Genomic DNA, 1,414 nt, shown 5'->3' with positions numbered 1-1,414 from the left:
GGATCTCCCCCCCTCTTTAGAGGGGGGGGATCGCTTTTCAAAAGGAGGCGAGATGTTCGAGCTCGAGTCTTGCCGGACATTGGTTATAAGCCGAGAGGAAGCCCGGGCCCTCCTCCGCCTCCTCGAGGACCACCTCTGCTGGGGGTGGCTCGTTGCTTCGCGTAGCGAACACCAAGAGGATGGGGAGGGGGGGCTTGTGCCCTCCCTCGAGGTGGACCCGGCTCTAAGGCGGGTCCACAGGGGGTTGAAGGGAAAATACCGGGCGGTTGCTTCTCGGTGTTCGCTTCGCGAAGCAGCTCGGTGTTCCCTTCGGGAAGCAACCAGGGTGAGGCGGGTGATCGCCCCGTCCATGGCCTCGGGGGGGAAGCCATAGCGCTCCGCCACGATCCGCACCCCACCGGCCAGGGCACTGTCGAAGAGTTGGTTCAAGTCGGCTTGCATCTTTGCTATCCTTTGCATCTTGGTTGCCTTGACGTTCTCCCCTACGCGGGTGCGCAGGTGGGGACGCCACCGCCCCAACTACTGGGCCTTGGTCCACTTGCGCCGGACCCCGGCAGGCCGGTCTCCTGGAGCAGGTAGCGCTCGTAGGCCGCGAGGTCCATCAGTAGCGCAGCTGGTTGAGCTTCCAGTAGGCCGGGCTGTCGCGGAGGGCCGGGTTGAACTGGATCAGGTCCCAGGGGGTCCGGCCAATGTTGGTCTTGGCCTTGGGATCGGCCCCCAGCTCTAGGAGCTTCAGCACCACCTCGGACTTCTGGCTCTCTGCTGCGGCCCAGTGCAGGGGGGTCCGGCCATTATTGTCTCGAGCGTTCACCTGGGCCCCTGCCTTGACCAGGATGGTGATGACCTCGGGGTTGGGGTTGAAAGCCGCGGCAAAGTGCAGGGGGGTTTGCCCCTCGGAGTTCTTGGCCTTGGGATCAGCCTTCTGCTTGAGCAGGGCGGTGATGACCTGAGGATTTTCGTTGTTCCGCGCCGCGTAGTGCAGGGGGGTGTCGCCAGTCCGGTCTCGAGCGTTCACCTGCATCCCCAGCCCCACCAGGGTGGAGATCATCTCGGGGTTGGGGTTGGCGAAAGCCGCATAGTGCAGGACTGTTGCGCCATCATCATCTTTGGCTTTCAGATCGGCCCCCAGCTTCACCAGGGTGGTGAGGACCTGGACATTCTGGTTGAGGGCCGCCAGGTGCAGGGGGGTGACCCCCTGCTGGTTTCGATCCCCCAGGCGGGCCCCCAGCTTGACCAGGGCGGTGGGGACCTGGGGGTTGGGGTTGAGGGCTGCCCAGTGCAGGGGGGTCCAGCCGTCTTTGTCTCGAGCGTCCAGCTTGGCCCCCAGCTTGACCAGGGCGGTGGGGACCTCGGGGTTGGCGTTGTAGCGGGCGGCCCGGTGCAGGGGGGTGGCCCTCCTGGAGTCCCGAATGTC

1 protein-coding gene and 1 pseudogene are annotated in these 1,414 nt (G+C 65.1%); both read right to left on the bottom strand.

Annotated features, from left to right (window positions below; translation table 11 throughout):
• Positions 1–441 (bottom strand): annotated as a pseudogene (locus C4301_RS02550) (hypothetical protein); the annotation flags it as partial.
• 160 nt (positions 442–601) lie between these two features.
• Positions 602–1,414: ankyrin repeat domain-containing protein (locus tag C4301_RS02545; RefSeq protein ID WP_352413551.1), on the bottom strand; the 813-nt coding region annotated here is incomplete at its 5' end.

Source organism: Thermus sp. (assembly GCF_040290245.1).
Lineage (GTDB): Bacteria > Deinococcota > Deinococci > Deinococcales > Thermaceae > Thermus_A.
Note: the sequence above shows the minus strand (reverse complement) of the source record. Positions and strands in the feature narration are given on the sequence as shown.